We start from the raw sequence: 12,877 nt of genomic DNA on the forward strand, positions 1-12,877 counted from the left end.
TCGCTATCTTTAGAAAAACTTTTTGATGCGATTTCTAGTTCTTACTCTCTGTGCTATTGCACTTTTTTCTTGCAAACCATACCAATCTACTACTGCTCGCAAAGGGCAAATAACGTATGACGGCTTTCGCCAAAATCAGAAAACTTTCAACACTAGTGATGGCGCTATCGCTTATATAGATAAGGGTAAAAGCGATAAAGTGATTGTACTCTTACACGGCGTACCTACGTCTGGATGGCTTTATCGAAAAATGATAGACCCACTTGTAGATGCAGGCTACCGAGTGATTATTCCAGATATGCTAGGTTACGGAAGCAGTGACAACCCAAAAGGCTACGACATCTATTCTGAAGAAAATCACGCACAGCGATTACTAGAGTTGCTAGATAATCTCAACATCACAACCTGGTCTCACGTGATGCACGACGCCGGCGGGCTATGGACGTGGGAGTTGCTAAAAAAACAACCACAGCGCATCAATAACCTCATACTTCTCAATACCATTATTTATGAAGAAGGTTTTGATCCTCCCGTACGATTTAAGGAAGGGTTTATGGCTCGCACGGCTATGTGGGGTTACCGTAATGGCATCACCACAAATGTGATGCTCAAAAATTTATTTAAATCTGGAATGTTACAAAACAACCTCAACAAGATAGACGTAGCAGGATATAAAACACCATTGCGAGAGGGTAAAACAAGAGGGATGTATTACTTCTTTACACAAACGTGCAACACCTTACCAGATTACACATCACTCACTAAAAGTCTGGATATACCAACCGCAGTGATTTGGGGAAAAGAAGACACCTTCTTACGCATAGAACCTCAAATAACCCAACTACAATCTTCTCTAAATATAAAAGAAGAAAATATACACCTACTAGAAGCCAAACACTTTATTCAAGAAGAAAAACCAGAGGAGATAGTCACTATTATTTCGGCTTTTTTAAAAGAGTAATGACCGCTTTACTTAATATCTTTTAGTCTAAGCTGGAGACTTACATTACCATTCCACTCATTTTCATCTATGGCGTAGACTGCCATAAATGGCTTTTTATTTGTAATTAAATCATACTTACCTCCTAGATTAAAACCTATACACCCTATCTGTGAGCCTCTGCTGTTTTGAACAACAGCCGCTTTAAGATGTGTTTGATCTGCTCCTACTTTTTTACCATAACCAGTATCTGTCAAGTTTTTAGTCATAAACGTAGGTGACATATTACGTGGCCCAAACGGCGCAAACTGCTTTATAATACGGTGAAACTTAGGTGTAATATCTGCGAGGTTTATCTCACTATCTATAGAAATTTCTGGCACTAGCAAGCGCTCATCGCAACTAGCGGCAACCACCTCCTCAAACTTTGCTTTAAAAGCCTCATATTGTTCTGGTAACAAAGTAAGTCCTGCAGCATATTTATGTCCACCAAACTGCTCTATATGATCTGCACACTCGTGTAGGGCGTTATATACATCAAAACCTTTTACAGATCTCGCAGAGGCTGCATACTTATCACCGCTTCTTGTAAAAACAAGCGTAGGTCTGTAATATGTCTCAATAAGCCTAGAAGCCACAATCCCTATCACCCCTTTATGCCAGTCTTCTTGAAAAACAACGGTGGTTTTATTTCCTTCCTCTTGATTCTCTATAATTTGATCTAGAGCTTGCTGAGTAATACTCTTATCTGCTTCCTTTCGGTCGGAGTTATATTGCTCTATCTCTGATGCAAACTTGGTTGCTGTCTCTAGGTCTGTCTCTCGTAATAAGGTCACCGCGTGGTTACCGTGCACCATTCTTCCCGCAGCATTTATACGTGGTCCTATGATAAAAACAACATCTGTGATGGTAAGCGTTTGCTTTTTGACTTGCTTTATAATGGCTTCAAAACCGGCTCGAGGTGCTTGGTTTATCACATTGAGTCCGTGATAGGCAAGTATTCTGTTTTCTCCTGTGATAGGTACAATATCTGCGCCTATTGCGGTGGCAACAAGATCTAGGTAAGGAAGAAGCTCTTCAAAATTTTGCTTTCGCGAAAGCGCAATTGCACTTATAAGTTTAAAACCTACACCACACCCGCATAACTCATCATAAGGATACGAGCAATCTTCTCTTTTTGGGTCTAAAATAGCAACCGCATCTGGCAGGTCATCACCGGGTCTGTGGTGATCACAAATAATAAAGTCGATTCCTTTTTCTTTTGCATAAGCCACTTTCTCAATCGCTTTAACACCACAATCTAGTGCGATAATCAGTGTCATATCATTATCTGCCGCAAAGTCTATTCCCATATAAGAAACACCATAACCCTCTGCATAGCGATCTGGAATATAGGTTGCCACCTGCGGGTGAATGGTATCGAGATAAGAACTCATCAAAGCGACACTCGTGGTACCATCTACATCATAATCGCCAAAAACGAGAATGTTTTCGCCTTGAGCTATTGCCTGCTCGATACGTGCCACAGCTTTATCCATATCTTTCATCAAGAATGGATCGTGCAAAGCATCTAGAGAGGGTCTAAAAAAGTTTTTTGCTTTTTCAAACGTGTCAATATCTCGCTGTATAAGGAGTGTTGCAATAGGAGCTTCTACTCCCAGCTCTTGTGCTAGTTTTGCTACTTTTTGTGCCTCTGGTTTTGGTTTTAAAGTCCAGCGCATTAATTAAGGTTCGTTTTAAGCATCCACGTTTTTTCTAAACCTGGTATTTGTTTAGTCACTTTAAGTTTATCGTACAAAGAGGCCGCATCCTTACCTGCCTCTGTAAATACATAAAAGAGCTCATTATCTGGGCGGTAAAACATTTGTGGCTGTAAATCTTTTTGTTGCAACGTTTCCATCCACCGTTCTGCATTTGCAGCGTTAGAAAATGCGTTTGTAATAATGTAATACCCCGGCGCTATACCTTCTATAGTAATTGACGGCTTTTCTAATAAAGCGGCTAGGTCTTTATTTACCACCGCTGGTGGCTCATATTTTTTCTCTTCGTTTACGGTAACATCTGGCACCGCAATTGCTACTTTTTGGTTTACAATAACTTTTTTAGGCTTAGGCACATTCGGCTCTTTTACAATAGCAACGGTAGCAGTCTCTGCGGTAGGCGAGCCTACACGTTTCTCATTATAATAGCGCTCACTTATGGTGGTTTGGAAAGCTGTAAAAAATAAAAAGAAACGATCTGAGCGTGTTTTAAATCTCATTTTTACACCACCCGTGCTGTTTGCAATAATCTTATTTTGAGCTGTCGGAATTTTAATTTTTGCAAGGTCAAAACCTAACGTATTAAGACTGCTAGGCACTCTTTTTGTAAACCGCTTGTCGTTTATAGTAATCGTACTGTTAAAGAAGTTGCTAGAAGCTCTCACCTCATTATCTAGTGTGACAAATATTTTAGTTTGTGGGTCAAAAATACTTATCTCATCACGACCTAAGTTACCATCACCCTCCAGTGCTCCTATAGTTACAGCTGTCTCTAGCTCACCATTTTCTGAGGATTGAAAATTTCCAAAATCAATTTCTACGGCTTTTTTATTTACAAATTCAAGTCCATTAAACGTAGTGATATATTGTAGTGGCTCACTATCGTCTTCATACACTACATATAGTAACCATCCAGCAGAGCTTCCTCCTATAATTTCACCTTGAGTGGCACTTACATTTGCGACTGTAATCTCCCCATCTACAAAAGCCTGCATTTGTTCTGTTACATCTGCCACACACGCATATGGTGCTCTAGATTTTACAGAAACATTGGTTGCATTTTCTCCATCATACACTAGGGAACCACGCACGCGTTGATAAGCTCCGTTAGGTAATTTAAGTACAACTTCTTGTATGTCGTGTGCACGCTCATCAAGCATTTTATGATAGACCTTACCATCTTTCATACGTTTGCCACTACGCTCACCATTATAAGTGCCAGACCAGTGCAAACCAGCATAAACTATGTTAACATCTTTCTTGAGATTAAGATATGCGCTACTAGAGCTCCAGGTACTAGCATCGTTATCTATGTCTACATACTTCATCTTAAACTCATCGTTCACCTTTTCTAAGTCATTAAAAGGCTTTTCGGCGTTTTTGCTCAAGATATTATTGCCTATTACAGCTGTGTTACCACGCACATAAAATTCTTTGTCACGTGTAAAAGCTTGTGAATCTTGGGCAATTGCAATGACAGGTAATGTGCAGAGTATGAGTAACCATTTTCTCATTACTTGCTGTGTTATGAGTTGCTAGTTTCTAAGGCGGCTTCTGGGTGGTAGTGAACCGCTATTTCTAGCTTACAGAATTTTCTAAACATTTCCATAACCCCACAGTATTGCTCTTCAGAGAGTGTTACTGCTTTTTGGATTTTTTCTTCATTTAAGTCATCACCATAAAAGTGATAATCTAGCCATACGGTGTGATATGTTTTAGGGTGCTCCTCTGTAAGTTCTCCTTTTACGACCATTTTAAATTTTGGTACATCTACCCTCATCTTGTTGAGTACAAATACCACATCAAGACCAGTACATCCCGCAAGACCAGAAAGCATCATTGCCTTAGGACCCATCCCGTCGTTATTGCCTCCATTTTCTGGAGAAGTATCTATGAGTACTTTATAACCCGTAGGGCTATCTGTCTCAAATTGCATTCCTTGTTTATAGATTGTAGTTACTGTATGTCCAGCCATTTTATGTGTTTGTTTTGCTTGAAATATGAAGGTACAAAATTGGTAGATAAAATGCCTATATTGCTTTCGCGAAAGCGTAAATAAGAACATTAATTTAAAATATATACGATGCCATTAGTAACACCACTCTCTGCCGAACACGACGAAACAACCAAAGAACTTGCCCTATTTTTTAATGAGACACTAGGCTTTTGTCCCAACTCGGTACTTACAATGCAGCGTCGTCCTGATATCTCCCGCGCATTTATAAATCTTAACAAAGCTGTGATGGCAAACCAAGGCCGAGTGACTTCTGCCTTAAAACGTATGATTGCTTGGGTGTCTAGTAATGCTACTGGATGTCGTTATTGCCAGGCGCACGCTATACGTGCTGCAGAGCGTTATGGAGCAGAGCAAGAGCAACTAGATAATATCTGGGAGTATCGCACACACGATGCCTTTTCTGATGCTGAGCGTGCTGCGCTTGATTTCTCTCTGGCAGCAAGCCAAGTACCAAATGCCGTAGATGCAAAAATCAAGGAGGAATTATATAAATACTGGGATGAAGGTGAGATTGTAGAGATGCTGGGAGTGATTTCACTATTTGGATACCTCAACCGTTGGAACGACTCTATGGGAACTACCCTAGAGGAAGATGCCATAGATTCTGGAAATCAATATCTCGGAAAACACGGATTTGAAGTAGGAAAACACGTGTAAGTTTATATTTGAAATTTAATTTAAAAGAATGAAAAAAATAATTTTCTCATTAACAATTTGCCTTCTTATAGCTGCAGTTTCTTATGCTCAAAATGATATAAGTTATGGCATTAAAGGTGGACTCAATTACAGTAATCTCGTTTATGAATTTGAAGATTCAAACAATGATTTTTTAGATTTTAATGCTAAAGTTGGCTTTTATGCAGGCGGTTTTATAAACATTAGCCTCAGTGATAAGTTTGCACTACAACCAGAATTACTCTATAGTAGTCAAGGAGCTAAACTAGACATAGATTATAGTCAAGTTTTAATTTTTGATCAAAACGACCCTACATTTCTTGAAAATGAAGAAGATGTAAATGTAAAACAGAGTAAGCTGCTGCTGCCTGTACTTTTACAGTATAAGATTGGTAGTGACTTTAGCTTATTTCTTGGTCCACAAATAACCTACACCCTAAACTTCGAAACAGAAGTAGATAGTGGTGATGAGTTAGTAGTTTCTCGATTTCAAGATGATGACAAAATTGGGATTGATGTAAGCGCAAGATTAGGCTATAAAGTTTCAGAAAATATGATGATTGAACTTGGCTATTTTAGAGGTCTCACTAATCAAAATTCTGTTAAGTCTTCAGTCTTTCAGCTAGGCTTAGCACACAAGCTTTAATTCACTATAAAATATTCTTTACGAGCGCCCTAATGGGGCGCTTCTTTATTGCCTAAAAATCTCGTAAATTCGCGCACAACATTTAAAGACTACAAAATGAGCGCTAAGTTCACTGAATATAAAGGATTAGACCTTCCTAACATCGCTAGCGAGGTACTTGCCTACTGGAAAGAAAATGACGTTTTTGAGAAGTCGGTTACTTCTCGAGAAGGAGCAAAACCGTACGTGTTTTTTGAAGGACCACCTTCGGCAAACGGACTACCGGGTGTACACCACGTACTAGCACGTGCGATTAAAGATATTTTTCCTCGTTATAAAACGATGAAAGGCTTTCAGGTAAAGCGTAAAGCGGGATGGGATACACACGGACTTCCTGTAGAACTTGGTGTTGAAAAAGAACTTGGTATTACCAAAGAAGATATCGGCACAAAAATCACTGTAGAAGAGTATAACGAAGCTTGTAAAAAAGCCGTGATGCGCTACACAGATATCTGGAACGACCTTACCGAAAAAATGGGCTACTGGGTAGATATGGAAGATCCATACATCACCTACAAGGCTAAGTATATGGAAACCGTATGGTGGCTACTTAAGCAAATCTATAACAAAGATTTACTATACAAAGGGTACACCATCCAGCCGTATTCTCCTAAGGCGGGAACGGGATTAAGCTCTCACGAACTTAACCAGCCTGGATGTTACCGTGATGTTACGGATACAACGGTGGTTGCACAATTTAAAATCACAGATCAAGGTGAAAACCCACTTGCAAAAGAACTTGCAGATGGGCAAACCTACTTTATCGCCTGGACGACGACTCCTTGGACACTACCTTCAAACACGGCACTTACCGTAGGGAAGAAGATAGATTATGTACTCGTTGAGACATTTAACCAGTACACATTTGAGCCAGTAAAAGTTATCCTTGCTAAGAATTTAATCTCTAAGCAGTTTGATAAGAAATTTGTTTCCGCTTCCGCGAAAGAAGAGCTGGACGCATATACTGCTGGAGATAAAAAAATACCATACTTCGTAGCTAGAGAATTTAAAGGAGCAGACCTTCTTGAACTTCGCTACGAGCAACTGTTTGACTTTGTACAACCTAATGATAATCCTCAAGATGCCTTCCGAGTAATTGCAGGAGACTTTGTAACTACAGAGGATGGAACAGGTATTGTACACACAGCACCTACTTTTGGTGCAGATGATGCTTTGGTTGCAAAACTAGCTTCACCAGAAATTCCGCCACTTCTTATTAAAAATGAAGATGGTAACCTTGTGCCGCTTGTGGATCTTCAGGGTAAATTTCGCCCTGAGCTCAAAGAGTTTGGAAACAAGTACATCAAGAATGAATATTATGCAGATGGTGAGGCTCCAGAACGTTCTATGGACGTGGAACTTGCGATACGCTTAAAAGAAGAAAACAAAGCCTTTAAGGTAGAGAAGTACGTGCACAGTTACCCACACTGCTGGCGTACAGATAAGCCGGTACTTTACTACCCGCTAGATTCTTGGTTTATAAAAGTGACCGATTTTAAAGATCGTATGCACGAGCTTAACCTTGGCGTAAACTGGAAACCTAAGTCTACAGGAGAAGGACGTTTTGGAAACTGGCTTGCAAATGCAAACGACTGGAATTTATCACGTAGCCGTTTCTGGGGAATACCACTTCCTATATGGCGTACCGAAGATGGAAAAGAAGAAATCCTCATAGGCTCTATAGCCGAACTTAAAGCCGAAATCCAAAAGGCACTTGACAAAGGTGTGATGGACACAGATCCTTTTGAAGGGTTTAAAGTAGGCGATATGAGTGAGGAGAATTATGAGCTTGTAGATCTCCATAAAAACATTGTAGATAAAATTACGCTAGTCTCAGATAGCGGCCAGCCTATGACACGTGAGGCAGACCTTATAGATGTATGGTTTGACTCTGGATCTATGCCGTATGCCCAATGGCACTACCCTTTTGAAAATAAAGAACTCGTAGAAGACACTTGGCGTAAAGCAGATTTTATAGCCGAAGGTGTAGACCAAACTCGTGGATGGTTTTATACACTACACGCGATTGCAACGATGATCTTTGACGATGTAGCATATAAAAATGTAGTTTCTAACGGACTTGTACTTGACAAGAATGGGCAGAAGATGTCTAAGCGTCTTGGTAATGCAACAGATCCTTTTGAAACCTTAGAAAAATACGGACCAGATGCAACGCGCTGGTATATGATTTCTAACGCAAACCCTTGGGATAACCTCAAGTTTGATTTGGAAGGAATAGAAGAAGTAAAACGTAAGTTCTTTGGAACACTTTACAACACGTATAACTTCTTTGCGCTGTATGCAAATCTTGATAATTTCGCTTTCGCGGAAGCGGAAATAGAACTTTCTCAACGTCCAGAAATAGACAGATGGATACTATCAGAACTTCATAGTCTTATAGCAGAAGTAGATAAGTTTTATGCCGAATATGAGCCTACCAAAGCAACAAGGGCGATAGACACTTTTGTACAAGAAAACCTGTCTAACTGGTTTGTACGATTAAGTAGAAGACGTTTCTGGAAAGGTGAATATGCTACCGATAAAATCTCTGCATACCAAACATTATATACCTGTCTTGAGACGGTAGCAAAGCTTAGTGCTCCCGTAGCACCATTCTTTATGGAAAAACTCTATAAGGACCTCAACGCTGCTACTGGAAAAGAAGATTTTGAGAGCATACACCTCGCAGAATTCCCTGTGAGCGATGCCGCTTATATAGACACTGCGCTTGAGCACAAAATGCAAAAGGCACAGATAGTAAGCTCACTAACACTCTCATTAAGAGCAAAAGAAAAGATCAAAGTACGCCAACCTTTACAGCGTATTATGATCCCTGTGCTTAATGAAAATGACAAAAATGAGATCCTAGCCGTAGCAGATTTGATTAAATCTGAGGTAAACGTCAAGGAGATTGAGCTCATTTCTGACGATTCTGGGATTTTAGTGAAGCAAATCAAGCCTAATTTTAAGGTGTTAGGACCTCGTTTTGGAAAAGATATGAAGCTGGTTGCCAGCAAGATAAATTCTTTACAAGCTGAGGATATCGCAAAAATTGAGCAAGATGGAGAATTAACCGTTGAAATTAATGGGGAAAATACTATTTTGCAAGCCGGCGACGTTGAGATAACATCGCAAGATATTGAAGGCTGGCTAGTTGCGAGCAACGCTGGAGTAACTGTTGCACTAGATGTAACGATAAGTGATGAGCTTAAAAAAGAAGGTGTGGCACGAGAATTGGTTAACCGTATACAGAACCTGCGTAAGGACTCTGGATTTGAAGTGACAGATCGCATACACATACAGTTACAAGATGAGCCAGCAATTGCTCAAACGGTAGCTGCAAATGCAGACTATATTAAAGCAGAAACACTAGCAGATACTCTAGAAATTGTACCTACACTAAGTGAAGGGCTAGAGATTGCTTTTGACGATATAACAACATTTTTAACCATTTCAAAACACTAGTAATGGCAAACGACACACAAGAAAGATTTGGCGATGCACAGCTCGCTGAGTTTAGAGAATTAATAGAAAAGAAGATTGAGAAAGCACAACACGATCTCGAGCTTATCAAAAGTGCATACCTCAACGATGGTAACAACGGTACAGATGATACGTCACCGCAGTTTAAATCTTTTGACGAAGGTAGCGCCACAATGAGTAAAGAGGCAAACAGTGCACTTGCTATACGTCAAGAGAAGTTTATACGTGATCTTAAAAATGCGATTACTCGTATTAATAACAAGACGTACGGTATATGCCGTGTGACCGGAAAGCTTATCAACCCAGAACGCTTAAAGCTCGTACCACACGCTACATTGAGCATTGAGGCAAAGAATATGCAGTCATAATAGTTGTTATATATCAATAAATAAAAGCGTTCTTATGAGCGCTTTTTTTGTAACCGGTCTTTAAATTTTTGAATTTACGTTTATCCATATTGTTTATACTAGTCACGATGAGTTTATATGCTCAAAAACGACTTACACAAACCTATGATGCAACAGCTATAAAGGAGTTGTATATAAATAGCAATGAAATTTTTAAGATTAAGATTACTACTGGAGAGGTAAGAGAGATTACAGTAGCGACCATTATAGATGGGGAGACTTTTGCAAGTACATTACTTAATACTTCTACAAACGATGGCGTACTTAAAATCACTACGGGAAAGACTCCAGATTACATCCCTTTTAATGATAAACTCGCTGCTCATAAGGTGCTGGCTATTGAGCTTGAGATTACAATTCCCAGAAGCTTAGATGTTTCTATTTACTCAACTTTGGCAAGTGTAGACACTTATGGAAAGCTTGGCCAAGTACGCATAGATTTAGGTCGTGGGCATTTTAAGGGGGAAGAATTCCGCTTTCGCGAAAGCGGAAAAATAAACACTATATCTGGTAGTATTTATGTCTCAAGCAATCTGGTTAATGTCACCGCACAATCTAGAAATGGAAAGATTAACATCCCTCCTACTCAAGCGGATGGCCCACTGCTAGAAATCAAAAGTATACACGGTGATGTGACGGTAGTAAAATCGTTGTGAATACCCTATTTTTGTCACGTTTCAAAACTATATTATGTCGTTAAAAAAAGTTGCTCTTATCGTATTCTTGATACTTCTAGTAGATCAAGTACTTAAGGTATATATTAAAACTAATTTTTACCTACGTGAGAGTATACAGGTTTTTGGTCTAGACTGGTTTCAGATTTTCTTTGTAGAAAATCAAGGAGCTGCTTGGGGCGTAGAGTTACCAGGTAAATATGGTAAAATCACGCTCTCACTCTTTAGACTTATTATAGCCCCAGTGATAGGGTATTACTTATATAAGTCTGTAAAAAACAATGCGCCAAAACTGCTGGTTATCGCATTATCACTGGTCTTTGCTGGTGCAGTAGGTAATATTATAGATTCTCTTATTTATGGATCTATTTTTAGCGCGAGCACGCCTAGCCAGATTGCGACATTTATGCCAGAAGGTGGTGGTTATGCAGATCCTCTCTTTGGAAAAGTGGTAGATATGCTCTACTTCCCTTTTATACAAGATGCTATGTGGCCAGAATGGGTTCCTTTTTTAGGAGGTAAAACCTTTACATTTTTTAATGCCATATTTAATATAGCAGATATGGCGATAAGTACGGGCGTAGGTATCCTACTTGTATTTAACAAGCGCGTGTTTCCTCAAGAGGAAAAAGTAACTACGGCGCAGTAGGTGCTTCTGAAAATATCTCTATCAGCTCGTTAGGACCTATAGGTTTTACAATAAAGTCTTTTACGAGGTTAAAGTGCTTAGAGCGCTCTATATCTACGGGGTTTATAGAGCTACTCACAATATACAGTGTACAGTTGTTAAGTGCAGGAAAGTCGTGCTTGCTTAATTCTTCAAGAAATCCCCATCCATCCATTATAGGCATATTGAGGTCTAGTAAAATTATTTGTGGTACAGGCTGTCCTTGAGGGTCTTTAAAGCTGCTTACGAAGTGGTTTAACGCCTCTTCACCGTTTTTGAATACAAGTATTTCTTCTGCTAGTTTACGTATGTCTATGAGCTTTGTAAGTAGGCTCACGTACATATCATCGTCATCTATGAGACAAGCTAGTTTTATAGGGTAGTTCATATGTCTATTTGGGGGAGTTAACTATAATCTACTGTAATGTAACAATAAATTTTGAACCTTTACCTAGTTTGCTTTCTACCGTGATATCACCGCCCATTGCTTGGACTTCATTACGTGTGAGAAATAGCCCTAAGCCCAAGGCATCCTTATTACCGTGGAAGGTTTTATATAATTTAAAAAGATCTTTGCCGTGCTTGTCTAGATCTATACCTAAACCATTATCGCGTACCATAAGGTATTTCTTGCCATTTTCTTCATAAGCAAAGACAGTTATCTCTGGATCACGATCTGGGTGTTTATATCGCAGTGCATTAGTTATCAAGTTTTGTAATATACTCTCTAAGTAAGCCTCTATATACATCACCTCTTCTACTTCAGAAAATTCTGTATACATAATAGCCCTACTAGACCTTATGTCTTGACTAAGACCTGCGACTACACGGTCATACACTTCTTTTATTACTACTGGCTCCAGCTTTGTACTTGAGATATTATGAACACTTACAATCTTATTGAGGTGCTGTAATGTTACGTCTAGGCTGTTACCTATTTTTTCAAAATTATCTACAAGCTCAATTTGCTCATTGGTAAGATTACTTTTATCCATTAAGGCAGAGCACATTTGTAAATTGCTTACCTGTGACCTTAAATTATGGGATATTATATGTGCAAAATCATAGAGCCTAGAGTTATGTCCCTCTATGAGCTTAAGGGATTGCTTGAGTTGCTGCTCTCTTTTCTTTTGTTCATCTATTTTTCTAAAAACGCCTCGTATCCCTATAATCTCTCCAGATTCATCTCTAAGCGGTTTTCCTTTTGCAATCGCCCAGAAAATCTCTCCGTTATAAGTTTGCATTTTTATTTCTGTAGAGAATGGTTTCCCCTCTGCACAGCCAAAAAAGAACTCTGTTGCTCGATCTAGATGCTCTTCTGCATAAAATGTATATCCAGATCTTAGCGTGGGCACATAATCTTTAGGAACATCAAGAATAATGCGAGCTTGATGGTCAAAATGACTTGTTTTGTTTTTAAAATCTACACTCCAGCCGCCAGCCTCAGTTAAGGCAGAAATTTCTTGATAGTAAAATTTATCAATAGAAAACTGATCAGACTTTTCCATAGGTGATGAGTGGGTGTGAGAATCTCTCCTTCTCTTCATTGTAAAGGCAGTTATATTCATA

Annotated in this window: 12 protein-coding genes; 7 read left to right on the forward strand and 5 right to left on the reverse strand. The window is 39.2% G+C overall.

Translation table 11 applies throughout. The annotated features are described in order from the left end of the window. The first annotated feature begins 25 nt into the window (after positions 1-25). Positions 26-961 carry an alpha/beta hydrolase gene (locus Q0948_RS05350; RefSeq protein ID WP_298349593.1) on the forward strand — a complete coding sequence of 312 codons (936 nt, stop codon included), beginning with the start codon at positions 26-28 and terminating at the stop codon, positions 959-961. An 8-nt stretch (positions 962-969) separates the two neighbouring features. Here the strand turns inward: Q0948_RS05350 and recJ are convergent, their stop codons facing one another. Genes recJ through Q0948_RS05365 form a run of 3 tightly spaced genes read right to left on the reverse strand, consistent with a single transcriptional unit; the run spans position 970 to position 4,675 of the window. Beyond that, entirely contained in the window at positions 970-2,661 is a 1,692-nt protein-coding gene (gene recJ, locus Q0948_RS05355) for a single-stranded-DNA-specific exonuclease RecJ (protein ID WP_298349596.1), read from the reverse strand. Further along, positions 2,661-4,214, reverse strand: a complete 1,554-nt coding sequence (locus tag Q0948_RS05360) for a hypothetical protein (RefSeq protein ID WP_298349598.1) — start codon at positions 4,212-4,214, stop codon at positions 2,661-2,663. Before Q0948_RS05360 ends, recJ begins: the two co-directional genes overlap by 1 nt. An 11-nt stretch (positions 4,215-4,225) precedes the next feature. Beyond that, positions 4,226-4,675, reverse strand: coding sequence for an OsmC family protein (locus tag Q0948_RS05365; RefSeq protein WP_035326110.1), 450 nt, complete (start codon positions 4,673-4,675; stop codon positions 4,226-4,228). A 108-nt stretch (positions 4,676-4,783) separates the two neighbouring features. Here Q0948_RS05365 and Q0948_RS05370 point away from each other — a divergent pair, with 108 nt between their 5' ends. From Q0948_RS05370 to Q0948_RS05395, 6 genes are all read left to right on the forward strand, one after another. Beyond that, positions 4,784-5,374 (forward strand): carboxymuconolactone decarboxylase family protein, encoded by a 591-nt coding sequence (locus Q0948_RS05370; RefSeq protein ID WP_035326111.1) that lies wholly within the window; start codon positions 4,784-4,786, stop codon positions 5,372-5,374. Positions 5,375-5,402: 28 nt separating this feature from the next. Next, a complete protein-coding gene (locus tag Q0948_RS05375; RefSeq protein ID WP_298349603.1) occupies positions 5,403-6,038 on the forward strand; it encodes a porin family protein in 636 nt (211 codons plus the stop codon). A gap of 96 nt (positions 6,039-6,134) precedes the next feature. Then, on the forward strand, positions 6,135-9,542 hold the full coding sequence (gene ileS, locus Q0948_RS05380; protein WP_298349606.1) for an isoleucine--tRNA ligase: 3,408 nt from the start codon (positions 6,135-6,137) through the stop codon (positions 9,540-9,542). Positions 9,543-9,544: 2 nt separating this feature from the next. Then, positions 9,545-9,928, forward strand: a complete 384-nt coding sequence (locus Q0948_RS05385; RefSeq protein ID WP_035326112.1) for a TraR/DksA C4-type zinc finger protein — start codon at positions 9,545-9,547, stop codon at positions 9,926-9,928. Between the two features lie 68 nt (positions 9,929-9,996). Then, positions 9,997-10,623, forward strand: a complete 627-nt coding sequence (locus Q0948_RS05390) for a hypothetical protein (protein ID WP_298349611.1) — start codon at positions 9,997-9,999, stop codon at positions 10,621-10,623. 34 nt (positions 10,624-10,657) lie between these two features. After that, positions 10,658-11,290 (forward strand): lipoprotein signal peptidase, encoded by a 633-nt coding sequence (locus Q0948_RS05395; RefSeq protein WP_298349615.1) that lies wholly within the window; start codon positions 10,658-10,660, stop codon positions 11,288-11,290. Here the strand turns inward: Q0948_RS05395 and Q0948_RS05400 are convergent. Both Q0948_RS05400 and Q0948_RS05405 read right to left on the reverse strand, forming a co-directional pair. Further along, entirely contained in the window at positions 11,277-11,696 is a 420-nt protein-coding gene (locus Q0948_RS05400) for a response regulator (protein ID WP_038598066.1), read from the reverse strand. The genes Q0948_RS05395 and Q0948_RS05400 overlap by 14 nt on opposite strands. 28 nt (positions 11,697-11,724) lie before the next feature. Beyond that, positions 11,725-12,876: a PAS domain-containing sensor histidine kinase gene (locus Q0948_RS05405; RefSeq protein WP_298349622.1), complete on the reverse strand. Its 1,152-nt coding sequence runs from the start codon at positions 12,874-12,876 to the stop codon at positions 11,725-11,727. Between the last annotated feature and the right edge of the window lies 1 nt (position 12,877).

It is taken from the genome of uncultured Dokdonia sp. (assembly GCF_947496725.1).
Classification (GTDB): Bacteria; Bacteroidota; Bacteroidia; order Flavobacteriales; family Flavobacteriaceae; genus Dokdonia.